The following is a 26,549-nucleotide window of genomic DNA, read 5'->3' on the forward strand; positions in this document are numbered from 1 at the left end:
GCTGAAACGTTCAACCGAGCACGTCCATACAATTCCCCACCGCCCTGCCCCCCTAACCTCACGGCTTTCGAACCCTCAGAAGCGCTGGAGAACGGGCATGGGTAACACAACAACCAAGGTATCGCTGGCATTGACGCTGCTGGCAAGCGCGATGATGAACAGCGCGTTCGCCGCCACCCCAAGCGTGGCCGTGGCGCCGCAATACGACACCAGCCATGTGTATGTGGCACCGGCCGATGTGGACCGTTTTGCCCAGAGTTTCCTCGCCACCTTCGGCGGCAAAAGCACGCCCCAGGTCGTGGTCAATGTGCTGCCGGTGCCGAGCAGCACCACCTCGCAATTGCTCCAGACCCCGGCGGGCACCGTGTCGTTGTTCGGCTTTACCACCCCCGTACCCCACCCGTTCGGCCAGGAACGCAACGGCTATCTGGTCAAGGACATGGACGTGGCCCTCAAGGCCGCGCGGGAAAATGGCGCCGATGTGATCGTCAGCGATTTCCCCGACCCCATCGGCCGTGATGCCGTGGTGCAGTGGCCGGGTGGTGTGAACATGCAGCTCTACTGGCACACCAAGACCCCGGATTACACCGCCTTCGACACCGTGCCGGAAAACCGTGTGTATGTATCTCACGACAGCGCCGAGCGGTTTATCAAGGCGTTCCTGGGGTTCTCCCACGGCAAGGTAGTGAGCGACGACAAGCACGCCCCAGGGGTTGATGTCGGCCAGGCCGGCGGCCACTACCGCCGCGTGGATATCGAATCGCCGTTCGGGCGCATGGCGGTGCTGGTCACCAACGGCCAACTGCCCTACCCGTTCGGCCACGACACCACCGGTTATCAGGTCAACGACCTCGCCGCCACCCTGGGCAAGGCCACCGGGTCTGGTGCCACCGTGCTGGTGCCGGCGTTCGACAGCAAAGGTCGGCGCAGTGCGTTGGTGGAGTTCCCCGGCGGTTATGTCGCAGAAATCCACCAACTCAGCGCGGCAAAATGATTCGTCACGCAGGCTGGAGCCTGGCGGTGCTGTGGCCGTTGCTTGCTGGCAGCGTGCAGGCCGACGACCCGCCGGTACGCCCGGTGATCAAGGCCAACCGCTGGCAGGAGGACTGGTCTGTGCTCAAGGACCCGGCGTTGCGCACGCAACCGCTGGACAACCTCAAGTACATCCCACTGTCCGCCGCCAACCCGTTCACCTACTTGTCGTTGGGCGCAACCTTGCGTGAACGCTTCGAGATGAACGACGCCAGCGGGTTCGGCGTGCGGGATGTACCGCGTGACCGCTACCTGATCCAGCGCTTTCAGGTGCACGCCGACTTGCACCTGAACGAACACTGGCGGCTGTTCACCCAGCTGGAAGATGTGCGGGCCTATGACAAGACCACGATTGGCGGTGCCGACCAGAACCGCGTCGACCTGCGCCTGGCCTTTGCCGAATACGTGAAGACCTTCAGCGCCGGCACCTTCAAGGCACGGGCTGGCCGCCAGGATTTCGCCTTCGACTTGCAGCGCTTCATCTCGTCACGGGACGGCCCGAATGTGCGGCAGTCCTTCGATGCGTTGTGGGCGGACTGGGAAACGCCGCAATGGCGCTTTATCGGGATCGCCAGCCAACCGGTGCAGTATCAGGATGGCCGGCATTTCGACGACAAGTCCAACAGCGACGCGCGCTTCCACATGCTGCGGGTCGAGCGGCTGGTGGGCGGCACCAATGAGCTGTCGGCCTATTACGGCGTGTACGAGCGCAGCGCCGCTCATTACCTGGACGCCGACGGCGAAGAGACGCGCCAGTTGCTGGACGCCCGCCTCGGTGGCGCAGCCCAGGGTTTCGACTGGGACGTCGAAGCCATGCTGCAACGGGGCTCGGTGGGTAGCAAGACGATTCGCGCCTGGGCCGGTGGCAGCCGCACCGGCTACACCTTTGACACGCTGGCCTGGAAGCCGCGTATCGGCCTGCAACTGGATATCGCTTCCGGTGACCGCCAGGCCGGTGACGGCCGGGTCGGCACCTTCAACCCGCTGTTCCCCAATGGCTATTACTTTTCCCTGGCGGGCTATACCGGCTACAGCAACCTGATCCACGTCAAGCCGTCGATTACCGTCAAGCCCCTCGCCAAGCTCAGCGTGCAAACCGCCGTCGGCCTGCTGTGGCGGCAGACCACCGCAGACGCCGTCTACACCCAGCCCAACCTGCCCGTGGCTGGCACGGCGGGCCAAGGTGAGCGCTGGACCGGCGCCTACGGTCAACTGCGCACCGACTACGCCTTTACGCCCAACCTCAGCGGTGCGGTCGAGGCCGTGCACTACGCGGTCGGCCAGACCCTGCGTGATGCCGGTGGACACGACAGCAATTACCTGGGCATGGAGCTCAAGTTCAGTTGGTGAGACAAGCACACCCATACAAGCCTCGGCTCAGGTTTACGGCAATAGTGATGCGGTTTTTTCACCGCCCTTTTTCAGCCCTGCAAGGAGTTTCAGATGAGCACATTCGTTGCCAAAGACGGTACCCAGATCTACTTCAAGGACTGGGGCAGCGGTAAGCCCGTGCTGTTCAGCCACGGCTGGCCGCTGGATGCGGACATGTGGGAATACCAGATGGAATACCTGAGCAGCCGTGGCTTTCGCACCATTGCCTTTGACCGTCGTGGTTTTGGCCGCTCGGACCAGCCCTGGACCGGTAACGACTACGACACCTTCGCTGACGATATCGCCCAGTTGATCGAACACTTGGACCTGCAGGACGTGACCCTGGTGGGCTTCTCCATGGGTGGCGGTGACGTGGCGCGCTACATCGCCCGCCACGGCAGTGCCCGTGTCGCCGGCCTGGTGTTGTTGGGCGCGGTCACGCCGATCTTCGGCCAGCAAGCCGACTACCCCCAAGGCGTGCCTGGTGAGGTGTTCGATGGCATCAAGGCAGGCCTGTTGAAGGATCGTGCGCAGTTCATCAGCGACTTCAACACGCCGTTCTTCGGTCTCAATAAAGGCCAGCACGTTTCAGAGGGTGTGCTCAGCCAGACCCTGCAGATCGCCATGCTTGCCTCGCTCAAGTCGACCGTGGATTGCGTCACCGCGTTCTCGCAAACCGACTTCCGCCCGGACATGGCCAAGATCGACGTACCGACCCTGGTGATCCATGGCGACGGCGACCAGATCGTGCCGTTCGACACCACCGGCAAAGTCGCGGCGCAGATGATCGAGGGCGCACAACTGAAAGTGTACAAGGATGCGCCGCACGGGTTTGCCGTGACCCACGCTCAACAGCTCAATGAAGACCTGTTGGGGTTCCTGAACCGCTGAACCTTGAAACATCCTCTCCTTGTTTGGCCGGGCTCGCCCGGCCTTTTTTTGTTCAAGCAAAGCGCTGAGCCAATACCAGCCGGCCCGGCCCGGCAATGAGGATGCTGGTAAAGATGATCAACAGCAGCCAGCCGAACTGACCTTCGAACAGCGTCCACTCCGGGTGCACCACCAGCAACGCGATGACCAGCACCGCCAGGATCGGCAGGCACGCCAGGCGCACCAGCACGCCCGCGATGATCAGCAGCGGGCACAGCACCTCGGCAAAGATCGCCAGCAGCAACGTGACATGGGCGCCCAGGTGAAACGGGTCCTCGATCAGCTTCAATTGCTCGCTGTAGTGGAACAACTTGGGCAACCCATGCACCCACAGCAGGAACAACGCCCCGCTGACCCGCAGAAACAACAGCCCGATATCCTGATTTCTTGCTTGGTTCATATGCCACCTGTTTGCGTCGAAAATGACCGGCAGTCAGTGTGTCCAACGTCGCGTCGCCGCACTTGCAGGCTTGTGCTGAAATCCTGCGTTTGCATTGCCCAAAGAACCCGGCATGATCTTGCTGAACTGCCGACCCCGCGCTACGGTCCCAACCCATACGCTCATCGCTACAGGAATTTTTCCATGACGCTTCCCCAAGAAATGACCCTGATCGAAATCACCACCCCTGGCGGGCCCGAGGTCTTGCAGCCGTGCAGCGCCGACGTGCCAGTGGCCGGGCCAGGCGAGATTCTGATTCGCGTGCACGCCGCCGGGGTCAACCGCCCAGACGCCTTGCAGCGCGCGGGCAAATACCCGATGAAGCCCGGCATGAGCCCGATTCCGGGGTTGGAAGTGGCCGGTGAAGTGGTGGCGCTGGGCACTGGCGTGAACGAATACAGCGTGGGCGACAAGGTTTGCGCCCTGACCAATGGCGGCGGCTATGCGCAGTATTGCGCGGTGCCGGCCAGCCAGGCGCTGCCGATCCCTGCGGGCATGGACTGGATTCAGGCCGCTGCCGTGCCAGAAACGTTCTTCACGGTCTGGGCCAACCTGTTCGGCCTCGGCGGTGCCCATAAGGGCCAGCGCGCATTGATCCACGGCGGCACCAGTGGCATCGGTACCACCGCGTTGATGCTCTGCCAGGAGTTCGGCATCCAGGCATTCGCCACGGCGGGCAGCGCCGACAAATGCGCGGCGATTGCCAAGCTCGGTGCCGAGCCGATCAACTACCGCGAACAGGACTTTGCCGAGGTCATCGCCAAACAGACCGACGGCAAAGGCGTCAACGTGATCCTCGATATCATGGGCGCCTCGTACCTGAACAATAACCTCAAGGCCCTGGGCATGGACGGCCACCTGGTGATCCTCGGCTTCCTCGGTGGCGGCAAGGCCAACGACGTCGACCTGCTGACCATCCTCGGCAAGCGCGCGGTGATCACCGGCTCACTGCTGCGCGCCCGCACCCGGGAAGAAAAGGCCGAGATTGCCCAGCAACTGCGCGAACACGTGTGGCCGGTACTCAGTGCCGGGCGCTGCCTACCGATGATCGACCAGGTCTACGCCTACACCGACGCCGCCCAGGCCCATGCGCGGATGGAAGGTGGGGACCATATCGGCAAGATTGTGTTGCGGGTGAAGTGAGGCGATTCGACTTGCTCGCGAAGGTGGTGTGTCAGTCACTGTATCTGTTACTGCACGACCGCTTTCGCAGGCAAGCCAGCTCCCACATTTGATCTTCATTGCTTCGAGCATAGCGTTCGTTTAACTGACCGGCGTTAGGGCAAGCCTCCTCCCACACTGGATAAAACACAGGCCATCATGGGCTATCACGGCTGTTGGGCATACACCGGATAGTCCACATACCCCGCCTCTGTCCCGCCATACAAGCCTTCGGCCTTCAACGCATTCAATGGCCAGCCATTGAACAGCCGCTGGGGCAAGTCCGGGTTGGCAATGAAGGGCCGTCCAAAGGCGATCAGGTCCGCCAACCCGGCCTCTACCAGCCGTGCGCCGCGCTCGGCGGTGTAGCGGCCGGCGTAGATGATCCTGCCGCTGAAGGTGCGGCGCACGGCCTGGCGGAAAGTCTCGGGCAGGTCGGGCGCGTTGTCCCAGTCGGCTTCGGCGATGGACACATAGGCGATGCCCGACGCTTCCAGCACTTTGATCGCTTCGATATAGGTAAGGTGCGGGTCTTCTTCCACCAGGCCGATGTAGACCCGGTCCTGGTCGGTGCCACTGAACAGCGGCGAAAAGCGCACGCCCAGGCGCTCCGGCCCCACCACCTTGCACACCGCTTCGACAATCTCGCGCAGCAAGCGCAGGCGATTGTCCAGCGAGCCGCCGTACTCATCCTCACGCAGGTTGGAATGGGCCGAGATGAACTGGTTGACCAGGTAGCCGTTGGCCGCGTGGATTTCCACACCGTCGAACCCGGCGTCCAGGGCATTGCGTGCAGCCTGGGCGTAGTGCCCCACCAGCTCTTCGATTTCCAGCGCGGTCAAGGCGCGGGGTACCGGTGGCTGCACCAGTTCACCCACACCCGGCCCGGTTTCAATGAAGGCTTTGGCTTGCAACGCCGCCAGTGCAGACGGCCCCACCGGTGCACCACCGTCAGGTTGCAGCGCGTGATGGGACACCCGCCCCACATGCCATAGCTGGGCGAAGATCACACCGCCCTCGGCATGCACCGCTGCAGTGACTTTGCGCCAACCCTGGATTTGCGCCGGTGTATGGATACCCGGCGTCCACGCGTAGCCCTGGCCCCGGGGTTCGATCTGCGTCCCCTCGCTGACCATGAACCCGGCACTGGCCCGTTGACGGTAATACTCGGCCATCAGGTCGGTGGCGATATTACCCGGCTGGGCGCTGCGCTGGCGGGTCAGCGGCGGCAGTACGACACGGTTGTTCAAGCGGTGATTCCCCAGCTTGATCGGGGTGTTCAGGATGCAGTCAGGCACGGCGATATTCCAAATTCAGGACGAACGAAAACCGTGGCAACTCCTGGGAGTCGCCACCGTGTAGATCGGTTGATTAACTTAAGCGCAGAGTGTCAGCAGGGCCTTGGCCACTTCGCTGGAGCTGCCTGGGTTTTGCCCAGTCACCAGCAAGCCATCGACGAGGACGAAGGATTGCCAGTCAGCGCCCTTCTCATACTGGCCGCCCAGTTTTTTGAATTCATCTTCAATCAGGAACGGCACGACTTCAGTCAACTGCACAGCGGCCTCTTCCGAGTTGGAGAACCCGGTGACGCGGCGGCCCTTGATCAACGGCTCACCGTTAACCGCCTTGACGTGACGCAAGGCACCCGGTGCATGGCAGACAAAGCCGATGGGCTTGCCGGCCCGCTCGAAGGCTTCGATCAGCGCGATGGACACCGGCGACTCCGCCAGGTCCCACAGCGGGCCGTGGCCGCCTGGGTAGAACACGGTGTCGAAGTCGGCGGCGTTGACCGAGTCCAGCTTCACGGTGGTCGCCAAGGCTTGCTGCGCAGCCGAGTCTTTACCGAAGCGCTCGGTCTGCTCGGTTTGCGCATCCGGTTCATCGCTCTTGGGGTCCAGCGGCGGCTGGCCGCCGGCCGGGGAAGCCAACACCACTTCGGCGCCAGCGTCCTTGAACGCGTAATAAGGTGCGGCGAATTCTTCGAGCCAGAAGCCGGTCTTGCGCCCGGTATCGCCAAGCTGGTCGTGAGAGGTCAGTACCATTAATACTTTCATTTTCCAGTGCCTCGGTCGGTGTGAATAACAGTTGTCTCATGTTAGGCAGCGAGGCAGTGGCTCACAATGTCATATCCGCAAGGATTGCGGACATGCACCAAAGTCGGTTGCCGTTTGCCGGGCACGCGCCGACAATCGCCTCTCCCCCGCCCCTTGGAGAGATGTAATGCACAGCGTTGCGCTGATGGTTTACCCGAATTTCCAGTCGTTGAGCCTCAGCCTGGGCTCGGTGTTCGAGTGCGCCAACCTGCTGCGCGGCGAGCCGGCCTATGAGTTTCACCTGGTGTCGGAAAGCGGCGGCGCCGTGATGACCTCCCAGGGTTTTTCGGTGAACACCAGCGCGCTGCGCCCAGAGGGCTATGACACCTTGATTGTCAGCGGCTACCTGGAGTTTCGCCTGCCGGAAGCCAACCTGCTGGAGCTGGTCAAGGCCGCGTCCGCGCAGTCGCGCCGGGTGGCGTCCTTATGCATGGGCATATTTGTACTGGCCGAGGCAGGCCTGCTGGCGGGCAAGCGCACCACCACCCACTGGATCCATACGCCGGCATTTCGCAAACGCTATCCGGATATCCACCTGGAAGAAGACAAGTTGTTCATTGTCGACGGCCAGGTGTGGACCGGTGCGGGCATGAGCGCCGGGGTCGACCTGGCGCTGGCGATGGTGGAGGACGACCTGGGCAGCGGCCTGGCCCGGCGCATTGCACGCAAGCTGGTGATTGCCCAGCGCCGCGGCAGCGAGCAGTCGCAACTGTCGGCCTTGCTGGAACTGGACCCAAAGTCCGACCGCGTGCAGTTGGCCCTGGCCTATGCCCGTGAAAACCTCACCCATGATTTGTCGGTGGACGCCCTGGCCGACGTTGCCCGGCTCAGCCCCCGCCAGTTCAGCCGGGTGTTTCGCGAAGAAACCGGTCAAACCCCAGCCAAAGCCATCGAAGCCCTGCGGGTGGAAGCTGCGCGGGCGATGATGGAAATCAGCCGTCACCCGGTAGAGGTGGTGGCCCGCGAAACCGGGTTTGGTGATCGCGAACGCATGCGCCAGGCGTTCCTCAGGGCCTTCGGGCAGCCGCCCCAGGCGATGCAGCAGGCTTTTAATGCAGCGATGCCCGGGTAATCAGGTAGTTCACCAACTGCGGGTCATCGTCCAATTCAATGCTCTGCACCGGGCGCGGCAGGTTATCCAGCACGGTGCGCCAGAACGCCTGGGACACCTCGTCCTGATCATAGAATCGCACCAGCCAATTAGCCGCGCCGCTGCACAGCACCTGGCTGGCGATGGCGCGGCCGATGCCCTTGCGGCGGTAGCGCTTGAGGATGAACAGGTCGGCCAGTTCCAGGGCGTCGATGCCCGGCAGTTCGCTGCCTTCGATCAACAGGAAGCCGGCGATGTAGCCGTCTACCAGCAGCAGGTTGGCGCTCCATTGCGGGTCGCTCCAGTAGCGGGCCAAGTGTTCGTCGTGGATGTAGAAACGCCCATCGGCCTCGACATCTTCCTGTTCCCAGTCCGAAGACTCGTAGGCGTAGTACTGGTAAAGATTGCGGATCAGTTCGGCTTCTTCGGGGCCGGTCTGGATCAATTCGACGGTGGTTTCAGGCATGGGGCTCTCGGTGGAAAAACGCAGGGCGCCATTGTTCACAAAAGTGCTGCCCACGCCAATGGCCTGGCGAATCCTTTCTATTGGCTGAACCGATTGCAAATAGCGGTTGCCCTGGCCGAAATCCTGAAACATTTAGAATAAACTTCGCCGGTTCCCCCTTTTGCTCAAGGACACGTATTTTGACCAACGTCTGTACCGCCGGCCTGGATGTGGGCTTTGCCTCCCTGGATTACCTGCAAATCTTCATCCTTGGGGTGATCCAGGGCATTACTGAATTGCTGCCGGTGTCATCCACCGCCCATATGCGCGTGGTACCCGCCCTGCTCGGCTGGCAAGACCCTGGCTCGGCGTTTTCCGCAGCCATGCAATTGGCGGCGTTGGCAGCAGTGGTCAGTTACTTCTGGCGCGATGTGCGCCAGGTCACCACGGGCAGCATCAGTGCGGTACGCCGGGGCGACTACAACGACCGCTGGTTCAAGCTCGCCGTGGCAATTGTGCTGGCAACCGTCCCGATTGGCATCGCCGGGCTGGCGTTGTCGTCGACCTTGAATGCCTGCAACTCGCCATTGCGCGGGCTGATGGTGATCGGCATTTCCTGCGTGGTGATGGCGGTGCTGCTGGCAGTGGCCGAACTGCGTGCCCGGCATACACGCGACGTGAGCCAAATGCGCCTGCGCGATGCCCTGATCGTGGGGGTTGCACAGATTGGCGCGTTGATACCGGGCGTATCGCGTTCGGGCTCCACGTTGACCGCGGCGCTGTTCCTGAATTTCAAACGCGAAGAAGCGGCGCGGTTTTCCTTCCTGTTAGGCTTGCCGGCCATCGCCCTGGCCGGTTTGAAAGAGTTGTGGGTGCTGCTGCGCGCCGACCTACCCGCCCACGCCTGGCCGCACTTGATCTTTGGCCTGGTGGTGGCCAGCATCTCGGCGTTCTTTGCCATCTGGGGCCTGATGAAATTTCTGGAGCGTTTCTCCACCTGGCCGTTCGTGATCTACCGTGCGCTGCTGGGGATCTTCCTGATTGTGGCGGTCAGCACCGGGTTGTTGAGTTAAGCCACCGGTTCGCGGTCGGCCAGCTCTTCGAGCAAGTCGGCCGAGGGCACGAAGAACAGGCCGCCGGTCACGGCCGTGCTGAAGTCGAGCAAGCGGTCGTAGTTGCCGGCCGGGCGGCCGATGAACATGTTCTCCAGCATCTGCTCCAACGGCTGCGGCGAGCGTGCATAGCCGATGAAGTAGGTGCCGAACTCCCCGGCACCAGGGCGGCCGAAGGGCATGTTGTCGCGCAGGATCTTCACCTCCTCGCCGTCCTCGTCAGTGATCACTGTCAGGGCGCTGTGGGAGTTGCTCGGCTTGGCGTCGTCGTCCAGTTCGATGTCCGACAATTTGGTGCGCCCGATCACCTTCTCTTGAGCCTCCACCGTCAAGCCATTCCACGCGGTCATGTTGTGCAGGTATTTCTGCACCAGCACATAGCTGCCGCCTTCGAACTCAGGGTCTTCATCGCCCACCAGGGTAAACGCCTCGGCCTTGCGCCCCACCGGGTTCTCGGTGCCGTCGACGAAACCGATGATGCTGCGCATATCGAAGTAGCGAAAGCCCTGGACCTCATCCACCACCTTCACGCTATCACCCAGGGCGGCCATCAGTTGGGTTGCCAGCTCGAAACACAGGTCCATCTGCTCGGCACGGATGTGCAGCAGGATGTCACCTGGGGTCGACACCGCCTTGCGCCCTTGCACACCGAACTCGCGAAACGGATGCAAGGCCGCCGGGCGCGGCGCGCCGAACAGGCGGTCCCAGGCATCCGAGCCAAACCCGCAAACGCACGTCAGGTTGCCCGAGGGCACGCGCTTGCCTACCGAGCGCACCAGGCCTGCGATGTCGGCGCACCAGGCCCGCACGTTTTCAACCGCATCAGGCGCCAGGGTGGCGACCATGAAGATCGCGCTGCTGGTGATCGGGTGACACACCGATTGCGGTTCGAGCGGGGGACGGACGGGGCAGGTTTTCATGGGCATTCCACAGGCTGAGGGCGGTTTGAACCCGCGCAGATTAGCAGATCATCGATGGCAACTGGCCCACACCTGGCGAATCAGGGCTTTGAGCTTGAGCGCCTCGGCCCAGCGATCGGTGAGTTCGCGCCCCTGTGCGTCGGTAATCGCATAGGGTGGCGGGCCCAACTCGCAAGTGAAGGACAGGCTCTGCGGGGTGTCAGCGCGGCCCAGCCAGTGTTCGACCCCATAGCGCCACCAGCCGGTAAATCGCTCGACCCACGGTTGGTGCTGGGAAAAATCCAGGCCAACCTGCACCTGTTCGCTGCTGGCGATGCGGCCATGAAAGCCCCAGCTGTGACGCAGGATGGTGCGTACCTGTTCGTCGTCTTCCACACTGCCGGGCTCGGGCAACTCGCGGCCAACCACGTAGTGGGACAGGTCAGCGAGCAGTTTCAGATCGGGCATCTGTGCCAGCAGGTCGAGGGTGAACAACAGGTCGTTGGTGAGCCGATAACGGTGGGTTTCCAGCAAAATCTGGAAGTCCACCTGTTCGGCCAGGCGTTGCCAGCCGTCGATCAGCCTGGCCGCCTCGGCCTGGGTACGTGGGCGCACGTCGGCTTGCAAGGTGAGGTGGTGACAGCCGTAACGGCTGATCACCTCCAATGCCCTGGCCAGATCATCCACCGATTGCGGGAACAGTTGCCCTTCAATCTGCAGGCCACTGGCCGTGGCCGCCGCGTGCAGGCGCTGCACCGATGCCGGCGCCCAGTAATGGTCGGTGATGCCGTCGTAACCGGCGGCGGCGATGCGGTCCAGTTGCGCTTCGAGGCTGCCGGGCTCGGTTTGCATGGCCCACATCGATTGGAATACTAACAACTGGCGCATGGTCAGCCTCGCAATAACAGCTTCAGGGATACCTCGGGGTCGGCCAGGCTGGCCGGGTTAAGCGGGATGTGGGCGGTGATCAAGTGCTCGCACAGCTTGATGTCCTTGGCTGCGCGGTTACCCAAGGCCCAACCGCAGGCACCCTGCAAATGCTGACGGTCGTCAAGGTAGAACAGCAGCAGGCCACCGTCGGGCAATTCCCGGCGAACCATCAGCGCAGTCATCACCCCGACGGTGTGCAAGCCCCACGCGTATTGATCGGACCAGAAACCCGGGATCATCTCGAACGCCAACGCCTGCCCCAGCAGGTTCAACGCCGCGAGACGGCCCTGGGCTTCGGCGTTGCGCCAGGTTTCCTGGCGCTGATAAAGGCCCGCCAGGCGAAACTCGCACACATCCCCCGCCGCGTAGATATCCGCCACACTGGTTCGCAACTGCGCGTCGACACGAATGCCCTGCCCGACGTCCAAGCCCGCCGCCGCGGCCAACTCGATGTTGGGCTGCATGCCAATGCCGACCACCACCAGGTCGCAGGGCAGCCGCTGCCCGTCGACCAGTTGCACGGCGTCGGCGTGGATGCACTCCAGGGCGACGTTCAAACGCACGTCCACACCCTGCTCACGGTGCAAGGCCAGCAACGCGTCACTGATCACCGGCGGCAACACCCGCCCTGCCAGCCGTGGCCCGGCTTCCAGTAGCGTCACCTCGCAGCCCAGGCCCCGCGCCGTCGCTGCCACCTCCAGGCCGATAAAACCACCGCCAACCACCACCAGCCTGGCGCCTGGCTTTAATTCATTGCGCAAGACCAACGCGTCATCATGGGTGCGCAGGTAAAACACGTTGGCCTGCTCCTGGGGCAAACGCCGCGCCCGGCCTCCGGTGGCCAGCAGCAGGCCGGCATAGCTCAACCACTGGCCGTCGGCCAATTGCAACCGGTGGTGCTGCGGCTCCAGGCGGCTGACCGGGTTGGCGGCGATATGCTCTACCTCGAGCGCCGCCAACTGCTGGCTGTCGCACAGGCTGCATTGCGCCAAGTCGGTCGAGCCTTGCAGCAAGCCCTTGGACAACGGTGGCCGCTCGTAGGGCAAGTGCGCTTCATCGCCAATCAGGATCAGGCGCCCGCTGTAACCTTCGTCACGCAGGGTCAGTGCCGCACGGCCACCAGCATGGCCGGCGCCGACGATGATCAGGGGAGCGTTCATTCTTCGGCCGTGACGGCGAGCAGTACCCGCCCCGCATCTACCCGCACGGGGTAGGTCTTGAGGTTGACGCACACCGGCGCGCCCAGGGCCTTGCCGGTGCGGTAATCAAAGCGTCCGTTGTGCTTGGGGCATTCGATCACATGGTCCATCACCAGGCCGTCGGCCAGGTGGATTTTCTCGTGGGTGCACAGGCCGGCGGTGGCGAAGAATTCGTTATCGGCGGAACGGAACACCGCGTAGGTCTGCGCGCCGTGGTCGAAGCGCAGCACGTCTTCTGCTTCTATTTCGCCCACGGCGCAGACGTCGATCCATTGATCGTTCATGCATTTATCTCCAATGACTGGCTTTCAGTCTGTGGCGAGCGAGCTTGCTCGCCACGGGTGGGGCGCTGGACGAAATAGCTGGGGTCTCTGCGCTGGCGCCAGATCGTCGGAATGATTTCCTGGTAGGCCTGCCACAGGTTGGCATACGGCGGCGGGCAGTCGCTGCGGATCTCTTCGTGCAGTTGACTGAGCGCGTGGTAAGGCACCATCGGGTACATGTGGTGTTCGAGGTGGTAGTTCATGTTCATGTAGATAAAGCGCAACACGCGGTTCATGTAGATGGTGCGGCAATTGCTACGGTGGTCGAGCACATCTTCGGCCAGGCCCACGTGTTGGCTGAGACCAAACAGGTAGCCGAGCCACGCGCCGTAGAGGCTGGGCAGGCCCACCAGCATCAGCGGCAACGCGCTGTGCAGGTACAGCGCGGTGCCGATGATCAGGGCGTAGATGCCGACCCAGATACGCGCATCTCGGTACACCTTGGGCCACTCGGATTCGGGGATGAAGTCCTGCTCCTGGGCACTCATTCGCCCGAACGTATGGCGGGCCACGCCGCTGAAGGTCTTCCAGGCCAGGGGTAGGTTGAACAGACTGAGGGCCATCATCCATAAGCTCGGCGGGCGCGGTTCAACGATCTCCGGGTCGCGACCGACGACGATGGTGTCGGTGTGATGGCGGGCATGGCTCCAGCGCCACACGTGGGGTTCGAAGAGGCACATGAAGCTCGCCACCTGATACAGCGCATCGTTCATCCAGCGGGTCTTGAACGCCGTGCCGTGGCCGGTTTCGTGCCAGCGCGGGTTGGAGGCCGTGCCGTAGAGCACACCGTAGGCGATGAAGAATGGCACGCAGGCCCAACTGCCCCAGAACCAGTAGCCGCCGACACCGGTGGCCAACAACGCTGAGAACCACAGGGCGGTGTCGAGCAACGCCGGAGCGTCGCGGCGTTGCATCAGGGCTTTCATGCGATTGCGCGGGATGGGCGACTGGTACCAACGGGCCGAGACCAGGCCCTTGTCGGCGGCCCGGGCGGCTTCGGGGCCGGTGAGGCTGTAATCGCGCCGAGCGCGGTGAGCGGTGTGTCCAGGCATTGTTATTGTTCTCCGCAAGCGTGGGTTTCAGGTGCTTTGCGAAACCAACGATAGAGTGCGGCTAAATCACCCTCAAGGCCTTGAATCCATTCCCTATCAAGCTATCATCCAGGCCCAGCGGGGCTTGATAGTTTTCTATCAAGACGCTCAAGGGGCCTGCCATGCACAACAACAAACGCCCAACCATCGCCACCGTCGCCGCCCATGCGGGGCTCAGCGTAGCCACCGTCGACCGCGTATTGAACGCCCGCGCGCCGGTCAACCCCGGCACCGCCGAACAGGTGTTCCAGGCCGCCGAAGCGGTGGGCTATTTCGCCGCACGGCTGATCGGCCAGCGCATTCGCGAACGTCGGCCCACCTACCGTTTCGGCGTGCTGTTGCTGGGGACCGCCCAAGCCTTCTATGCGCAGTTGGCCCACGCCATTAGCGAGGCAGCGCAGCATCACGCCACCGCTAACCTGAGCTGCCAGTTCGACTACATCAACGACCGCACGCCCGGCGTCATCGTCGCGCAAATCGAACAACTGGCCGTGCAGTGCGACGCCCTCGCGGTGGTCAGCTTCGCCCATCCGTTGATCAACGCCTGCCTGGCGCAGATCCGTGAAGCAGGCGTGCCGGTGGTTGCCCTGCTTTCGGATATCCATGAACACGCTGGCGAACCCTATGTAGGCCAGAACAACCACGTGGTCGGGCGCACCATGGGCTGGCTGCTGGCGCGCACCTGCGGCGCACGCAAAGGCAGCGTGGGCATCCTGTTGGGCGGCCATCGTTTCCTCGGCCATCAGGCACGGGTCGAGGGCTTGCACAGCTACCTGGCCGAACACGCGCCGGGGCTCAAACCGTTGGAGCCGCTGATCAACCTGGACAACTGCGACATCACCGAAGAAGCCACCCTCGATCTGCTCAGCCGCCATACCGATTTGCGTGGGTTATGTGTGGTCGGCGGTGGTGGCGACGGCGTGATCAACGCCCTGGCGCAACTGCCCAAGCGCCCGGCGCTGTGCTGCATCCTGCAAGAGTCCACGCCGTTGTCGCGTCAGGCATTGAGCAACGGCTTGATTGATGTGGTGATGGACTCGCAGCCACGGCAAACGGCCGTGGCGCTGGTGGAGTTGCTGGTGCGCTTGCAGAGTGATGAGGGGTTTGACCCATTGAGGCACCGCGTGCATATACCGCCGCAGATAGTGACCCCGGAAAACCTGTGCAGCTGATCGGTTTGGCTTGAGGTTTCAGCGCTCACGGAAATCAGCGGCGCTCAAGCCAAACCGGCTCATCTTGTTGTACAGCCCGCCCCGCGACACATCCAGTTGCTGTGCGGCCAGGCGAATGTTGCCGCGGGTGCTGGTGAGCGCGGCAACGATGGCGTGCCTTTCATGGCTGCTCAAATCCTGCGCGGGCTGGGGCTGGTAGGCGCGCAACGTCGGGCGTTGCTGGGTTTCCAACGGCAAGTCGGCCGATTGAATCAGCTCGCCCATCGCCAGGTTGGTCGCTCGTTCGATAACGTTCTCCAGTTCCCGCACGTTGCCCGGCCAGCCATGGGCTGACAGCAACGCCAACGCATCCGGCGCGAAACCTTGCACCGCTTTACGTAGCGAGCGGGCACAGCGCTGCAGGAAGTGCCGCGCCAGCAATGGGATATCGTCACGGCGCATACGCAGTGGCGGCACGCTCAGGTTCAGCACGTTGAGTCGGTAGTAAAGGTCTTCACGAAACGCGCCCTCGGCCACCGCCTGGCTCAGGTTGCGATGGGTGGCGGCGATGATGCGCACGTCGACTTGCCGCGATTGCTTGGCCCCGACGCGGGTGATCTCACCCTCCTGCAAAACCCGTAGCAGACTGACCTGGGCATCGAAGGACATGTCGCCGATTTCATCCAGGAAGATGGTGCCGCCATCCGCCAGTTCGAACTTGCCTGCCGCCCCACCCCGCGCCGAGCCGGTGAACGCGCCTTCGACGTGGCCAAACAGTTCACTCTGCACCAGGTCCCGTGGGATCGCGCCGCAGTTGACCGCCACAAACGGGCCGTTGCAACGCTCGCTGCCGTTATGAATGGCCTGGGCAAACAGCTCCTTGCCGGTGCCGCTTTCGCCGAGGATCAAGGTGGTGGACTCGCTGCGACTGGCAATGCGCCCCAGGTGCAGTGCATCTTGTATGGCCCGCGAGGTGCCCAGGATGGTCTCGAAGGTATAGCGGGCCTGGGTGCCGATAATGCGCCGGGTAATCTCGCGGATACGGCGGTTTTCGCGCACCGACACAATCACCCCACCCTGCTCCAGTGGGCATACCGAAACCAGGCAGGCGAGTTGGCTGGCGTCGTGCAAGTGGAAGGTGCAATCGCGGTCGCGCACCGGCTCACCCAGCGCGTCGCTCAGTTCACTGCGGCCCAGGCGCTGGAAAGGACTGCCGATCAACTCGCGCCCCACCCCGAACAGTTGCCGCGCATAACGGTTGAGTGCCTTGATGCAGCCACGCTGATCGAGCACCACCAAACCTTCGTTGAGCACTTCGAGCACGGCCTGTTGTTCTTCCAGCAACACCTGCAGCGCCATCTGCCGCGACACCGCCTCGGCCGCCGCTTGAACGGTGCCCAGGGTATGGAAATGAAACCAGCCGGGCTCGGCGGTCAGGGTGAGCATGGCCAGGGTCTGGCCTTGGGCATCCTTGATCGGCGCGGCGGCGCAGTGCATGTGGCGCTGGCGCAGGCCGCTGGCGAAATTTTCTTCAGCCAGCACATACACCAGGCGATCTTCGGCCAGGGCCAGGCCGGTGCAGTTGGTGCCTTGCACCGATTCGAGCAAGCGACTGCCCACCGGGGTGATGTCCACCCCGCAAAAATACAGCGTCGTGCCCTCGGCATCCGTGAGGTTGATATGCCCGCGCGGGTTGTAAGCCAGCAATCCATGCATGACTTGCGCGGCAGCGGCGATCAGGGCGCGATGGTGGGCCAGGGTCGCCGCCAGCGCATGAGGCGCAACAAAGCGGTAGTCGCTGTTACCGGGCTCGATACCCGCCTCGACACTGCGTCGCCAGGAATCCCAGATGACCTGGCGCACCCCGTCCGGACGCACGACTTTGCCAGCCAGGCACTCTCGCCACGCCTGTTCCAACGCGGCGATGGGCCCATCGTTCAGCGCGGCAGGCCCCAGGTTCGTGAGGTATTCGAGGTCTTGCACACTGAACGCCTGGGTCATTGCGGTTATCCATGTTCACATTTCCGACATGTCAGTATAGACATGTCATGAAAATGAACACTTTTAGTTTGATTAAAATAATAAGCCTTTATAAATCAGCTATTTATAAATTGGCATAGGCCTTGCTCCCGCCCCTGTGTCACCCAGGACGGTCCTGGGGGCCCACAACAACAAAAGGGGTCGTTTCATGAGCACACACAACATCCGCCTGGGTTTGATCGGTGCCGGTCGCATGGGCAGCTTCCATGGCCTTACCGCTGCACGCCATATCCCCGGTGCCTGCCTCGCCGCCATCGCCGATCCGGTTCCAGGCCAGGCCGCTCGCCTGGCAGCAGAACTGGGGGTGGACAAGGCCTACACCGACCCGCAACAGCTGCTGGACGACCCGGACATCGACGGCGTACTCATCGCCGCACCTGCCCGTAGCCATGCCGAGCTAGTGATCAAGGCCGCACGTGCCGGCAAGGGCATCTTCTGCGAAAAGCCCATGGCGATCACGCTGGACGAAGCCGACCGCGCCATCGCCGCCGCTGTCGATGCACGGGTGCCGTTGCAGGTCGGCTTCAATCGGCGCTTCGCCAGAAGCTTTCGTACAGCGCACCTCGACGTCGTCGCCGGACGTATTGGCACGCCGCAGCTGCTACGCTCGCTGACCCGCGACCCGGCGCTGAACAACCCGGCCAACTCGCCGCAATGGGTGATCTTCCTCGAAACCCTGATCCACGACTTCGACACCCTGCGCTACCTCAACCCTGGGGCCGAAGTGGTACAGGTGCAGGTGATGGCCGACGCGCTGATTGCCCCGCAATTCAAAAGCCAAGGTTTGCTCGATACCGCCGTGGTCACCCTGCGCTTTGACAACGGCGCCATTGCCACCGCCGAAGCCAGCTTCCAGGCCGTGTATGGCTACGACGTGCGCGGCGAAGTGTTCGGCAGCAAGGGCATGCTGAGCATGGGCAGCCTTAACGACTGCGACCTGGTGCGCTACCTGGCCGAGGGCATCCAGGCAGACACCCAGCGGATGGACACCGACCTGCTGCGCGACGCATACATTGCCGAGCTCAACCACTTTGTCGACTGCCTGCGCAGCGGCGCCAAGCCCCTGGCCAGCGGTGAAGATGCGCGTGCAGCCCTGGCAATTGCCCGTGCCTGCATTGAGTCGTACCAAACCGGCAAGGCCGTGGCCGTTCAAGGAGCCCGCTGATGATGCCGTTCAAATTGGCCGTCAGTGCCGAAATGGTGTTTCTCGAACTGCCCTTCATCGAACGGGTCAAACGTATTCATGCCTTGGGCTTCAGCGCCGAAATCTGGAGTTGGGCCGACAAGGACATCAATGCCTTGGCGGCGACAGGCGCGGACTTCACCTCGATGACCGGCTACCTCACCGGCACCCTCACCGACCCCGACGGCATCCGCCAATTGCTCGACAGCGCCCGTGAGTCCCTGGGCATTGCCGAGCGCCTCAATTGCCCCAGCCTCAATCTGCATGGCACGGGCCTGGGTGAAGGCGGCCTGCCCGTGCAGGCCGTCAGCCACACCAACGGGCGCATGTGGCTGAGCGCTTGCAAGAGCCTGGAGAAAATCGCGCGCCTGGGGGAAGACGCCGGCCGCGTGTTCCTGCTGGAAAACCTCAACACCGCCGTCGACCACCCAGGTACACCGTTCGCACGTGCCGACGACACCCTGGCCCTGATCGAAGCCGTCGGCAGCCCGCATCTGAAAATGAACCTGGACCTGTACCACGCGCAGATTGGCGAAGGTAACCTCATCGAATTGATCCAGCGCGCTGGCAGCGCCATCGGCGAAATCCAGGTCGCTGATGTGCCTGGGCGCAAAGAGCCCGGCACGGGCGAAATCCACTACCCGGCCATTGCCCGGGTCTTGCACGCCATGGGTTACACCGGTGTGGTCGGCCTGGAGGGCTGGGCCAGCGGCGACAGCGAGTCGGCTCTGGAGCGTTTCCGCCAGGCATTCACCCTATAACAATAAAAGGAACAGCCTCATGCACCGTTATTCATTACTAGTGGCCGCGCTGTTGTTGATGTTCAGCCAGTGGTCCTTCGCCGCCTATCGCATCGGCGTGAGCATTGCCCGGGTGGACGATAACTTCATGACCTACGTGCGCACCGGCCTGGAGGCAGCAGCCAAACACCAGGACGTGCAGATCCAATTTGAAGACGCCCAGGGCGATGTGGTGCGCCAGCTCAATCAAGTAGAAGGTTTTCTCAACCAGAAGGTCGATGCGGTGATCGTGCTGCCGGTCGACACCGCCGCCACTGCCAACATCACCCGCGCCGCCGTGGCGGCGAAGACACCGCTGGTGTACGTCAACCGCCACCCGGATGAGCGTACGCTGCCTGCGGGCGTGGTCACGGTGGCCTCCAACGACATCGAAGCGGGGCAATTGCAGATGCGCTACCTCGCCCAAAAACTGGGCGGCAAGGGCAATGTGGCGATCATCATGGGCGACCTTGCACAGAACGCCACCCATGACCGTACCGAAGGCGCCAGGCAGGTGCTCAAGGACTTTCCCGGTATCAAGATCGTCGAGCAGCAAAGCGCCGAGTGGCAACGCAACAAAGGCATGGACCTCACCAGCAACTGGCTGCTGGCAGGTACACAGTTCGATGCCATTGTCGCCAACAATGATGAAATGGCAATCGGTGCGGCCATGGCGTTGCAGCAAGCCGGCAAGGCCAAGGGCGAGATTGCGATCGTCGGCATCGACGGCTTGCCCGACGGTTTGGCAGCGATCAAGCGTGGGCTGCTTGCTGCCTCAGTGTTCCAGGACCCCAAGGCCCAGGCGACCCAGGCGGTGCAAGCGGCGATCAAGATGATCAAGGGCGAGCCGATTGAAGCCCAAGTGTGGGTGCCGTTTGAACTGATCAAGCCCGAACAGGTGGCGGTATTCGAACAACGCTACAAATAAATCGAAGCGAAGGAAAACTAAATGTGGGAGGGGGCTTGCTCCCGATGAGGGTGGATCAGTTGTTACATCTGTGACTGATTCACCGCCATCGGGGGCAAGCCCCCTCCCACACTGGATCTGAATCAATCCAGGTCACTTGCATCATGCCGTTCTGGCAACTGCTCCTCACCCGACACCCGGTTCACCCGCCGCCCGCGCTGCACCGCCGGCCGGGCGTCAATTGCGTCGGCCCAGCGCAGCACGTGCTTGTATTCATGCACAGAGAGAAACTCCGCCGAGTCGCCATACAAGCGGCCTTTGACCAACCCACCGTACCAAGGCCATATCGCGATGTCGGCAATGGTGTATTCATCCCCGGCGATGTATTGGCTGACCGCCAGGCGCTTATCCAGCACATCCAGTTGGCGCTTGGTCTCCATGGCGAAGCGGTTGATCGGGTATTCCATCTTGCTCGGCGCATAGGCATAGAAATGCCCGAAGCCACCCCCCAGGTAAGGCGCGCTGCCCATCTGCCAGAACAGCCACGACAGGCATTCAGCCCGGGCCGCAGGCTCCGTGGGCAGGAACGCACCGAACTTCTCGGCCAGGTACTGCAGAATCGCGCCCGATTCGAACACGCGAATCGGCGTGGCGCCGCTGTGGTCCATCAGCGCCGGAATCTTCGAGTTCGGGTTCACCGCCACAAAGCCACTGCCGAACTGGTCGCCGTCGCCGATCTTGATCAGCCAGGCATCGTATTCGGCGCCGCTGTGCCCCAGGGCCAGCAGTTCTTCCAGCAGGATCGTGACCTTCTGCCCATTGGGCGTGGCCAGGGAGTATAACTGCAGCGGGTGCTTGCCCACCGGCAGCGGCTTTTCGTGGGTGGCGCCGGCGATGGGCCGGTTGATGCTGGCGAAGGTGCCGCCGCTTTCGGTGTCCCAGGTCCAGACTTTGGCAGGTACGTACTCGGTCATAATCAATGCTCCAGAGGCGCTTGTGATCCACTAAGCGTTCCAGACTAAACCAAAGGTTGATGACTCGTCACACCTATCAGCATGGAAGATCCGGCATGAACGAGCGACTCGACGACCTCCTCGCCGACCACTTGCACGTACTGTTCTGCGGCATCAACCCTGGCAAGGGCTCGGCAGCCCTCGGCCTGCATTTTGCCAATCGCAGCAACCGCTTCTGGCGCACCGTGCATCTGGCCGGTTTCACGCCCCATGAAATTCGCCCGCAAGACGGCGCCACCTTGCTGCACTACGGTTGCGGATTGACCACCTTGGTGGCACGGCCAACGGCCAGTGCAGGCGAGTTGGCGCGGCATGAATTCCAGGACGCGGCGGCGGCGTTCGAACACAAGATCCGCCGCCATGCCCCGCGTTTCGTGGCGTTCCTCGGCAAGCCCGGCTATAGCGCGCTGAGCGGCCAGCGCGAGGTCGCCTGGGGTTTGCAAGCGCAGCCATTGGGCGACGCCTCGGTCTGGGTGCTGCCCAACCCCAGCGGGCGCAACCTGGCGTTCAGCCTCGATCAATTGGTGCAAGCGTATCGGCTGCTGCACAACGCCGTTGCGCACGCCCGGCCCGTGCCCGTAATCTCTTGAGCCCAACACCCTGTAAGCAATGGAGGCTGCATGAAACTGGTCGGAATGCTGGACTCGCCCTACGTACGCCGCGTGGCTGTTTCCCTGGAGTTATACGGGGTGGACTTTGTGCATGAACCGCTGTCGGTGTTCAGCACTTACGCTGAATTTGCCCAGATCAACCCCGTAGTCAAGGCCCCTACCCTGGTGCTGGACGATGGGACGGTGCTGATGGATTCGAGCCTGATCCTCGATTACCTGGAAACGCTGGCGCCGGCTGACAAGAAGCTGCTGCCCCAACAACCGGCGGCACGTGCCCGTGACCTGCAATTGCTTGGGCTCGCGCTGGCGGCATGCGAGAAAAGCGTGCAGATCGTCTATGAACACAACCTTCGCCCCGCTGAAAAATTGCATGCGCCGTGGCTTGAGCGCGTTACCGGGCAACTGCTGGCGGCTTATGCGCTGCTGGACAAGCAGCTGGCAGGCAATGAAGCGCTGACCCAGGCGTCGATTACCGCAGCGGTCGCCTGGTCGTTCAGCCAGTTCACCGTGCCCTCGGTGGTGAAAGCCGATGCGTTCCCCAACCTCAAGCGCCATGCTGAACGCCTGGAGCAGCACCCGGCGTTCAAGCGTTACCCCATCGAGTAAGCACCACAATTTAACTGTGGGAGCGGGCTTGCTCGCTCCCACACTCGATGTGCATCATTCTGAAAATCGCGTTTTATACCCACCCGCCGTCAACGATAAAGTTCTGCGCCGAGCACATCGCCGAGGCATCCGAGGCCAAAAACAGCGCCATGTTGGCGATGTGTTCTGGCATCACGCTGCCGGGCAGGCACTGGCTGCGGGCGATGAGTTCCTTGGCGGCGTCGTCGACCCACATGGCCAGTTGTTTTTCGGTCATCACCCAACCCGGCACCAAGGTGTTGACGCGAATACGGTTGGGCCCCAGCTCACGCGCCAGGGCTCGGGTCATGCCGTGGGCGGCGGCCTTGCTGGCGGCGTATACGGGGTAGCCGGCCGAGGCCATCATCCAGCCCACCGAGCCCAGGTTGATGATCGAGCCGCTACCGGCCTCCTTCATCATGGGCACCACCGCCTTGGCGGCAAAGAAGGCGTGCTTGAGGTTGACCGCAATCAGCTGGTCGAACATGTGCGAGTCGATTTCTTCCAGGCTGTGGCGCACATCGTTCGCTGCGTTGTTGACCAGTACCGTGATCGGCCCCAGGGAATGTTCGAAGCGCCCGATCGCCGCGCGGTAGCCGATCTCGTCGGTGATATCGCAGCACTCGAACTCGACACTGTGCCCTTTGGAGTTGAGCAGCGCCGCCAAGCGTTCACCCTGGCTCTGTGCACGGTCCACAAACGCCACCTTGGCACCCTGCGCGGCGAAGGCACGCACCATGAACTCGCCAATCCCCGACGCCCCGCCGGAAACCAGCACGGTTTTGTCCTTGAGGTCGGGATAAATTGCTTGCTGGGTAGTCATAACAATCAGTGCTCCGCTTAATTAGTCTTATTTTATTTTGCAAGAACGGCGTTAAAGGCTATAAATCTGCTGTCATATCGACAAAATATCTCAAATTAGTAGAACTATTCCAGCAAAACAACAAAAGGAAGTTCGACCATGAAGCACCCTCGATACCTGCTGTCCGGCCTCGCGCTGTCCATGCTGATCGCCAGCGGTGGCGCGCACGCCGCCGGCCTTAGCAGCGAACACAAACCCTTCGGCAAAACCAACGATGGCACCGCCGTCGAACAGTACGTGTTGCGCAACAGCCATGGCATGCAAGCCACGGTGATCACCTACGGCGGCGTGCTGCAGTCGCTAAAAGTGCCAGACAAACACGGCAAGCTCGACGACGTGGTGCTGGGCTTCGATGACGTGCAAGGCTATCAAGGCGGTACCGCGTTTTTCGGCGCGACCATTGGCCGCTTCGGCAATCGACTGGCAGGCGGCGCCTTCGAACTCGACGGCAAACGCTACCAGGTACCGCTCAACGACGGCCCCAACTCATTGCATGGCGGCGCCCAGGGCTTCGACAAGCAGGTGTGGCAAGCCAAATCGGTCAAGGACAAGGATTCGGTGGGCGTCACCCTCACCTACCTGTCCAAAGATGGGGAAATGGGCTTTCCGGGCAACTTGAAAACCGAGGTCACCTACCGCCTCAACGACCACAACGAACTGCACATCGACTACACCGCCACCACCGACAAACCGACGGTGCTCAACCTCACCAACCACAGCTACTTCAACCTGGCCGGCGCGGGCAACGGCGACATTCTCAAGCAGGTCGCCACCTTGCACGCCAGCCACTACACACCGGTGAATGCCACCTTGATTCCCACCGGCGAACTGGCGCCGGTCAAGGGCACGCCCATGGACTTCCTGAAGCCCACACCCATCGGCCAGCACATCAAGGCAGACCATCCGCAGCTCAAATTCGCCGAGCCCAAGCAAGGTGGCTTCGACTTCAACTGGGCGCTGGATACCAAAGGGGACGTCAAGCAACTGGCCGCCGAGGTGCATGATCCTGAATCAGGCCGACGTTTGCAGCTCTACACCACAGAGCCTGGCGTACAGTTCTATACCAGCAACTTCCTGGACGGTTCGGTGAAGGGCAAAGGCGGCGAGACGTACCAGCACTGGAGTGGGTTTACCTTGGAGACCCAGCATTTTCCGGATGCGCCTAACCAGCCGAGCTTTGCCTCAACGCGTTTGAATCCAGGGCAGACTTACACCCAACACACTATTTTCAAGTTCACCGCTGATTAAATTGTGGGAGCTGGCTTGCCTGCGATGGCGGTGGCACAGGCTACTCAATTATTGCCTGAACCAACGCTATCGCAGGCAAGCCAGCTCCCACATTGGTTTTTCACAGCGCCTGGGTTCAGCGTTGTTTCATGCGGTCGATGACCACGGCCAACAGCAGGATCGAACCGCGGATCACATACTGGTAAAAGGTATCGATGTTCTTCAGGTTCATCGCATTCTCGATGATCGCCAGAATCAACACCCCGGCAATCACATGGCGGATCATGCCGATGCCGCCGCTCAGCGACACCCCACCCAGCACGCAGGCCGAGATCACCGTGAGCTCGAAACCCTGGCCGATCATCGGTTGGCCAGAGGTCATGCGCGAAGCCAGGATCACCCCGGCCAAGGCGCCGATCAGGCCATGGATGGCGAAGATCAGGATCTTGGTGCGGTCAACGTTCACGCCCGCCAGCAGCGCCGCCTCCGGGTTACCGCCGATGGCCATGGTGTTGCGCCCATAGGTGGTGTAGTTAAGCAGCCAGCCGAAGAACAGGAAGCAGACAATGGTGATCAGGATCGGCACCGGCACACCCAACAATTGGCCGTTGCCGAACACGAAAAATTGCTCCTGGGACACGCCTACTGCCTTGCCGTCGGCAAAGATGTAAGCCAGGCCGCGCACGATCTGCATGGTCGCCAGGGTAGTGATCAAGGCGTTGACCCGCAGCTTGGCGATCACGATGCCGTTGATCAGCCCCACCATCAGGCCCATCAGCAGCGCTGCACCAATGCCCAGCATCACGCTGTCGGTATCGCGCATTACAATCGCCGCAACTACCCCGGCGCAGGCGATCACCGAGCCTACCGACAGGTCGAAGTGCCCCGAGGCCAGGCAGAACAGCATGGTGCACGCGGCAATACCGACAGTCGAAATCGCCAGGCCCAAGCCGCGCATGTTGAGCGGAGAGAGGAAGTTATCGATCAGCAGCGCGCACAGTACGAAGATGCCCACCGCCGCCAAGAGCATCGCCCAGTTATCGAGCAATGCACGCATATCGAGGGGTTTGCGTGCCGAGGGCAACGCGTTGTTTTGAATGGTCATGGTCGTCTCTCAGTTCGCCAGGCCGCGTGGCAAGGCCAGTTGCAGCAGGTTGGATTCAGTCGCGTGCTCGCGCAGTTGTTCGCCGCGCAGGGCGCCTTCGCACAGCACCAGGATGCGGTCAGAGATGCCCATCACCTCCATCAGGTCGCTGGACACCACGATCACCGCAATGCCACTGGCCGCCAGGTTATGGATGATCTGGTAGATCTCCGACTTGGCGCCGATGTCGATACCGCGAGTGGGTTCGTCCAGCAGCAACACCTTCATCGGCATCGACAGCCAGCGGCCAAGAATGGCTTTCTGTTGGTTGCCGCCGGACAGGTACAGGATCTTCTGCGCCGCGTTCGGCGTTTTGACCCGCATCGCCTGGATCTGTCGGTCGGCGTTGCCTTTCTCCCAGCCTTCGCGCAACAGCCAGCCAAAGGTGGAATGGGCACCACGGGCGCTGATGTTGATGTTTTCAGCGACGCTGCCCAGCGGGATGATGCCCTCTTTCTTGCGATCCTCCGGACACAGCAATACCCCGGCGGCGATGGCGTCCCGGGGTGAGCGCAGTTGCAGCGCGTGCCCGCACAGTTCCAGGCTGCCGGCACTGGCGCGCTCTAACCCACTGAGCAGGCGAAACAGCTCGGTACGCCCCGCCCCCACCAGCCCGAACAGGCCCAGGATCTCGCCCTTGCGCACCTGGAAACTGATCGGCTCACGCAGGCCCGGGCCGAGCAAGCCGTCCACCTTGAGCGCCACTTCGCCTTGCTCGCGCGGGCGGTAATCGTAGATGTCCTGAATATCGCGACCGACCATGCAGGTCACCAACTGGTCGTGAGTCAGCGTGCTCATGTCCTCGAAAGTACGCACGTAGCGGCCGTCCTTGAACACCGTCACCGCATCGCAGATACGGAACACTTCTTCCATACGGTGCGACACGTAGAGCA

General features: G+C 62.3%; 27 protein-coding genes. 13 read left to right on the forward strand and 14 right to left on the reverse strand.

The features are described from left to right. The first annotated feature begins 97 nt into the window (after positions 1–97). The 3 genes from JMV15_RS25995 to JMV15_RS26005 all read left to right on the forward strand — a co-directional run bounded on the left by JMV15_RS25995 (position 98) and on the right by JMV15_RS26005 (position 3,294). Positions 98–994, forward strand: a complete 897-nt coding sequence (locus JMV15_RS25995) for a VOC family protein (protein ID WP_019817307.1) — start codon at positions 98–100, stop codon at positions 992–994. Then, a complete protein-coding gene (locus JMV15_RS26000; protein ID WP_014718099.1) occupies positions 991–2,382 on the forward strand; it encodes an alginate export family protein in 1,392 nt (463 codons plus the stop codon). The genes JMV15_RS25995 and JMV15_RS26000 overlap by 4 nt, the downstream gene beginning before the upstream one ends. Positions 2,383–2,475: 93 nt before the next feature. Then, a complete protein-coding gene (locus tag JMV15_RS26005) occupies positions 2,476–3,294 on the forward strand; it encodes an alpha/beta fold hydrolase (protein WP_014718098.1) in 819 nt (272 codons plus the stop codon). A gap of 52 nt (positions 3,295–3,346) precedes the next feature. Here JMV15_RS26005 and JMV15_RS26010 read toward each other — a convergent pair whose 3' ends face one another. Then, positions 3,347–3,733 (reverse strand): DoxX family protein, encoded by a 387-nt coding sequence (locus tag JMV15_RS26010; protein WP_014718097.1) that lies wholly within the window; start codon positions 3,731–3,733, stop codon positions 3,347–3,349. A 183-nt stretch (positions 3,734–3,916) separates the two neighbouring features. Between JMV15_RS26010 and JMV15_RS26015 the strand changes: the two genes are divergently transcribed. Continuing rightward, a complete protein-coding gene (locus JMV15_RS26015; RefSeq protein WP_038449840.1) occupies positions 3,917–4,915 on the forward strand; it encodes an NAD(P)H-quinone oxidoreductase in 999 nt (332 codons plus the stop codon). 185 nt (positions 4,916–5,100) lie between these two features. Here the strand turns inward: JMV15_RS26015 and JMV15_RS26020 are convergent, their stop codons facing one another. Together JMV15_RS26020 and JMV15_RS26025 are read right to left on the reverse strand one after the other, a co-directional pair. Next, positions 5,101–6,231: an alkene reductase gene (locus JMV15_RS26020; RefSeq protein WP_038449838.1), complete on the reverse strand. Its 1,131-nt coding sequence runs from the start codon at positions 6,229–6,231 to the stop codon at positions 5,101–5,103. 78 nt (positions 6,232–6,309) lie between these two features. Continuing rightward, entirely contained in the window at positions 6,310–6,987 is a 678-nt protein-coding gene (locus JMV15_RS26025) for a type 1 glutamine amidotransferase domain-containing protein (RefSeq protein WP_019817311.1), read from the reverse strand. A 166-nt stretch (positions 6,988–7,153) separates the two neighbouring features. Between JMV15_RS26025 and JMV15_RS26030 the strand changes: the two genes are divergently transcribed. Then, positions 7,154–8,098, forward strand: coding sequence for a GlxA family transcriptional regulator (locus tag JMV15_RS26030; protein WP_038449836.1), 945 nt, complete (start codon positions 7,154–7,156; stop codon positions 8,096–8,098). Here JMV15_RS26030 and JMV15_RS26035 read toward each other — a convergent pair. Next, the gene (locus JMV15_RS26035) at positions 8,076–8,714 is read right to left on the reverse strand and encodes a GNAT family N-acetyltransferase (RefSeq protein ID WP_014718092.1); all 639 of its coding nucleotides are present in this window, start codon (positions 8,712–8,714) and stop codon (positions 8,076–8,078) included. The two genes, JMV15_RS26030 and JMV15_RS26035, sit on opposite strands and share 23 nt — an antisense overlap. A 47-nt stretch (positions 8,715–8,761) precedes the next feature. Between JMV15_RS26035 and JMV15_RS26040 the strand changes: the two genes are divergently transcribed. After that, positions 8,762–9,634 carry an undecaprenyl-diphosphate phosphatase gene (locus JMV15_RS26040; RefSeq protein ID WP_038449834.1) on the forward strand — a complete coding sequence of 291 codons (873 nt, stop codon included), beginning with the start codon at positions 8,762–8,764 and terminating at the stop codon, positions 9,632–9,634. Here JMV15_RS26040 and JMV15_RS26045 read toward each other — a convergent pair. From JMV15_RS26045 to JMV15_RS26065, 5 genes are read right to left on the reverse strand one after another with little or no spacing between them, the layout of a single operon-like run. After that, the gene (locus tag JMV15_RS26045) at positions 9,631–10,593 is read right to left on the reverse strand and encodes a Dyp-type peroxidase (protein ID WP_038449832.1); all 963 of its coding nucleotides are present in this window, start codon (positions 10,591–10,593) and stop codon (positions 9,631–9,633) included. The genes JMV15_RS26040 and JMV15_RS26045 overlap by 4 nt on opposite strands. Before the next feature lie 48 nt (positions 10,594–10,641). Continuing rightward, complete coding sequence (locus JMV15_RS26050; RefSeq protein ID WP_038449830.1) at positions 10,642–11,460, reverse strand: sugar phosphate isomerase/epimerase family protein; 819 nt, start codon at positions 11,458–11,460, stop codon at positions 10,642–10,644. Between the two features lie 2 nt (positions 11,461–11,462). Next, on the reverse strand, positions 11,463–12,662 hold the full coding sequence (locus JMV15_RS26055) for an NAD(P)/FAD-dependent oxidoreductase (protein ID WP_038449828.1): 1,200 nt from the start codon (positions 12,660–12,662) through the stop codon (positions 11,463–11,465). Continuing rightward, entirely contained in the window at positions 12,659–12,985 is a 327-nt protein-coding gene (locus JMV15_RS26060) for a MocE family 2Fe-2S type ferredoxin (RefSeq protein ID WP_019817317.1), read from the reverse strand. The genes JMV15_RS26055 and JMV15_RS26060 overlap by 4 nt, the downstream gene beginning before the upstream one ends. Further along, on the reverse strand, positions 12,982–14,076 hold the full coding sequence (locus tag JMV15_RS26065; protein WP_038449826.1) for a fatty acid desaturase family protein: 1,095 nt from the start codon (positions 14,074–14,076) through the stop codon (positions 12,982–12,984). Before JMV15_RS26065 ends, JMV15_RS26060 begins: the two co-directional genes overlap by 4 nt. 161 nt (positions 14,077–14,237) lie before the next feature. Here JMV15_RS26065 and JMV15_RS26070 point away from each other — a divergent pair, with 161 nt between their 5' ends. Continuing rightward, positions 14,238–15,287, forward strand: a complete 1,050-nt coding sequence (locus JMV15_RS26070; protein ID WP_038449824.1) for a LacI family DNA-binding transcriptional regulator — start codon at positions 14,238–14,240, stop codon at positions 15,285–15,287. 18 nt (positions 15,288–15,305) lie between these two features. On the opposite strand, the gene JMV15_RS26075 is transcribed toward JMV15_RS26070, so the two are convergent. Continuing rightward, positions 15,306–17,267 (reverse strand): sigma-54 interaction domain-containing protein, encoded by a 1,962-nt coding sequence (locus tag JMV15_RS26075; RefSeq protein WP_038449823.1) that lies wholly within the window; start codon positions 17,265–17,267, stop codon positions 15,306–15,308. Positions 17,268–17,454: 187 nt separating this feature from the next. Here JMV15_RS26075 and JMV15_RS26080 point away from each other — a divergent pair, with 187 nt between their 5' ends. Genes JMV15_RS26080 through JMV15_RS26090 form a run of 3 tightly spaced genes read left to right on the forward strand, consistent with a single transcriptional unit; the run spans position 17,455 to position 20,196 of the window. Continuing rightward, positions 17,455–18,471: a Gfo/Idh/MocA family oxidoreductase gene (locus JMV15_RS26080; protein ID WP_032904124.1), complete on the forward strand. Its 1,017-nt coding sequence runs from the start codon at positions 17,455–17,457 to the stop codon at positions 18,469–18,471. Beyond that, on the forward strand, positions 18,471–19,250 hold the full coding sequence (locus JMV15_RS26085; RefSeq protein ID WP_038449819.1) for a TIM barrel protein: 780 nt from the start codon (positions 18,471–18,473) through the stop codon (positions 19,248–19,250). Before JMV15_RS26080 ends, JMV15_RS26085 begins: the two co-directional genes overlap by 1 nt. Before the next feature lie 19 nt (positions 19,251–19,269). Beyond that, entirely contained in the window at positions 19,270–20,196 is a 927-nt protein-coding gene (locus tag JMV15_RS26090) for a sugar ABC transporter substrate-binding protein (RefSeq protein WP_019817323.1), read from the forward strand. Positions 20,197–20,318: 122 nt separating this feature from the next. Here the strand turns inward: JMV15_RS26090 and yghU are convergent, their stop codons facing one another. Further along, complete coding sequence (gene yghU, locus JMV15_RS26095; RefSeq protein ID WP_020303155.1) at positions 20,319–21,149, reverse strand: glutathione-dependent disulfide-bond oxidoreductase; 831 nt, start codon at positions 21,147–21,149, stop codon at positions 20,319–20,321. Positions 21,150–21,244: 95 nt separating this feature from the next. Here yghU and mug point away from each other — a divergent pair, with 95 nt between their 5' ends. Both mug and JMV15_RS26105 read left to right on the forward strand, forming a co-directional pair. Next, entirely contained in the window at positions 21,245–21,778 is a 534-nt protein-coding gene (mug, locus tag JMV15_RS26100; RefSeq protein WP_014718079.1) for a G/U mismatch-specific DNA glycosylase, read from the forward strand. Positions 21,779–21,808: 30 nt separating this feature from the next. After that, complete coding sequence (locus JMV15_RS26105) at positions 21,809–22,405, forward strand: glutathione S-transferase family protein (protein WP_038449817.1); 597 nt, start codon at positions 21,809–21,811, stop codon at positions 22,403–22,405. Positions 22,406–22,478: 73 nt separating this feature from the next. On the opposite strand, the gene JMV15_RS26110 is transcribed toward JMV15_RS26105, so the two are convergent. Continuing rightward, on the reverse strand, positions 22,479–23,246 hold the full coding sequence (locus JMV15_RS26110) for an SDR family NAD(P)-dependent oxidoreductase (protein ID WP_014718077.1): 768 nt from the start codon (positions 23,244–23,246) through the stop codon (positions 22,479–22,481). Between the two features lie 138 nt (positions 23,247–23,384). On the opposite strand from JMV15_RS26110, the gene JMV15_RS26115 reads away from it, so the two are divergent. After that, the gene (locus JMV15_RS26115) at positions 23,385–24,533 is read left to right on the forward strand and encodes an aldose epimerase family protein (RefSeq protein WP_019817327.1); all 1,149 of its coding nucleotides are present in this window, start codon (positions 23,385–23,387) and stop codon (positions 24,531–24,533) included. A gap of 115 nt (positions 24,534–24,648) precedes the next feature. On the opposite strand, the gene araH is transcribed toward JMV15_RS26115, so the two are convergent. Beyond that, positions 24,649–25,617 (reverse strand): L-arabinose ABC transporter permease AraH, encoded by a 969-nt coding sequence (araH, locus tag JMV15_RS26120; RefSeq protein WP_038449814.1) that lies wholly within the window; start codon positions 25,615–25,617, stop codon positions 24,649–24,651. 9 nt (positions 25,618–25,626) lie between these two features. Continuing rightward, on the reverse strand, positions 25,627–26,549 hold a 923-nt coding region (locus tag JMV15_RS26125; protein WP_201491959.1), incomplete at its 5' end, for an ATP-binding cassette domain-containing protein.

It is taken from the genome of Pseudomonas paracarnis, assembly GCF_904063055.1.
Lineage (GTDB): Bacteria > Pseudomonadota > Gammaproteobacteria > Pseudomonadales > Pseudomonadaceae > Aquipseudomonas > Aquipseudomonas paracarnis.

Excerpts from the sequence above, each read along its gene's own strand:
- mug (WP_014718079.1), top strand. The coding sequence starts at position 21,245 with ATGAACGAGCGACTCGACGACCTCCTCGCCGACCACTTGCACGTACTG.
- JMV15_RS26035 (WP_014718092.1), bottom strand. The coding sequence starts at position 8,714 with ATGTTTCAGGATTTCGGCCAGGGCAACCGCTATTTGCAATCGGTTCAG.
- JMV15_RS26030 (WP_038449836.1), top strand. The coding sequence starts at position 7,154 with ATGCACAGCGTTGCGCTGATGGTTTACCCGAATTTCCAGTCGTTGAGC.
- JMV15_RS26045 (WP_038449832.1), bottom strand. The coding sequence starts at position 10,593 with ATGAAAACCTGCCCCGTCCGTCCCCCGCTCGAACCGCAATCGGTGTGT.
- JMV15_RS26015 (WP_038449840.1), top strand. The coding sequence starts at position 3,917 with ATGACGCTTCCCCAAGAAATGACCCTGATCGAAATCACCACCCCTGGC.
- JMV15_RS26060 (WP_019817317.1), bottom strand. The coding sequence starts at position 12,985 with ATGAACGATCAATGGATCGACGTCTGCGCCGTGGGCGAAATAGAAGCA.
- JMV15_RS26005 (WP_014718098.1), top strand. The coding sequence starts at position 2,476 with ATGAGCACATTCGTTGCCAAAGACGGTACCCAGATCTACTTCAAGGAC.
- JMV15_RS26105 (WP_038449817.1), top strand. The coding sequence starts at position 21,809 with ATGAAACTGGTCGGAATGCTGGACTCGCCCTACGTACGCCGCGTGGCT.
- yghU (WP_020303155.1), bottom strand. The coding sequence starts at position 21,149 with ATGACCGAGTACGTACCTGCCAAAGTCTGGACCTGGGACACCGAAAGC.
- JMV15_RS26010 (WP_014718097.1), bottom strand. The coding sequence starts at position 3,733 with ATGAACCAAGCAAGAAATCAGGATATCGGGCTGTTGTTTCTGCGGGTC.
- JMV15_RS26115 (WP_019817327.1), top strand. The coding sequence starts at position 23,385 with ATGAAGCACCCTCGATACCTGCTGTCCGGCCTCGCGCTGTCCATGCTG.
- JMV15_RS26110 (WP_014718077.1), bottom strand. The coding sequence starts at position 23,246 with ATGACTACCCAGCAAGCAATTTATCCCGACCTCAAGGACAAAACCGTG.
- JMV15_RS26075 (WP_038449823.1), bottom strand. The coding sequence starts at position 17,267 with ATGACCCAGGCGTTCAGTGTGCAAGACCTCGAATACCTCACGAACCTG.
- JMV15_RS26090 (WP_019817323.1), top strand. The coding sequence starts at position 19,270 with ATGCACCGTTATTCATTACTAGTGGCCGCGCTGTTGTTGATGTTCAGC.
- JMV15_RS26080 (WP_032904124.1), top strand. The coding sequence starts at position 17,455 with ATGAGCACACACAACATCCGCCTGGGTTTGATCGGTGCCGGTCGCATG.
- JMV15_RS26025 (WP_019817311.1), bottom strand. The coding sequence starts at position 6,987 with ATGAAAGTATTAATGGTACTGACCTCTCACGACCAGCTTGGCGATACC.
- araH (WP_038449814.1), bottom strand. The coding sequence starts at position 25,617 with ATGACCATTCAAAACAACGCGTTGCCCTCGGCACGCAAACCCCTCGAT.
- JMV15_RS26055 (WP_038449828.1), bottom strand. The coding sequence starts at position 12,662 with ATGAACGCTCCCCTGATCATCGTCGGCGCCGGCCATGCTGGTGGCCGT.
- JMV15_RS26070 (WP_038449824.1), top strand. The coding sequence starts at position 14,238 with ATGCACAACAACAAACGCCCAACCATCGCCACCGTCGCCGCCCATGCG.
- JMV15_RS26065 (WP_038449826.1), bottom strand. The coding sequence starts at position 14,076 with ATGCCTGGACACACCGCTCACCGCGCTCGGCGCGATTACAGCCTCACC.
- JMV15_RS26000 (WP_014718099.1), top strand. The coding sequence starts at position 991 with ATGATTCGTCACGCAGGCTGGAGCCTGGCGGTGCTGTGGCCGTTGCTT.
- JMV15_RS26050 (WP_038449830.1), bottom strand. The coding sequence starts at position 11,460 with ATGCGCCAGTTGTTAGTATTCCAATCGATGTGGGCCATGCAAACCGAG.
- JMV15_RS25995 (WP_019817307.1), top strand. The coding sequence starts at position 98 with ATGGGTAACACAACAACCAAGGTATCGCTGGCATTGACGCTGCTGGCA.
- JMV15_RS26085 (WP_038449819.1), top strand. The coding sequence starts at position 18,471 with ATGATGCCGTTCAAATTGGCCGTCAGTGCCGAAATGGTGTTTCTCGAA.